Raw genomic sequence first — 368 nt, 5'->3', positions numbered from 1 at the left:
CCGCTTCCAGGTCACCTCCTTCTCCTCTGACTGGCGCTTCGACACCGCACAGTCGGTCCGCCTGACCGAGCAGCTGCAGAAGTGCGGCGTCGACGCCGACCACGCCGAGATCCACAGCCCCAACGGCCACGACTCCTTCCTCCTCGACCCCCCGGGCTATCTCGACCGCGTCAATGCCTTCCTCAGTCCCGACGCTGGTTGAGGAGGGACGAAGCCCCGGCTCGAAACCACCGCTGGTCGAGCTGTGTGGCGCCCCAGCGCCGAGCGACGGCGAGACCCCGCGGGAGAGACAGCCGTACGCCGCTCGGCGCCAGGAGTACGCGCGACACCTGGGTCGGCCCAACGCCGCCAGCAACCTAGACCAGGCC

Annotated in this window: 1 pseudogene; it reads left to right on the top strand. The window is 69.6% G+C overall.

From position 1 onward, the window contains the following. Window positions 1-202: pseudogene (gene metX / locus QWJ41_RS20900) on the top strand (homoserine O-acetyltransferase); the annotation flags it as partial. Between the last annotated feature and the right edge of the window lie 166 nt (window positions 203-368).

It is taken from the genome of Nocardioides cremeus (assembly GCF_030518195.1).
GTDB lineage: Bacteria > Actinomycetota > Actinomycetes > Propionibacteriales > Nocardioidaceae > Nocardioides > Nocardioides cremeus.
The sequence above is the reverse complement of the archived record's forward strand: the minus strand, read 5'-3'. Positions and strand labels throughout refer to the sequence as shown.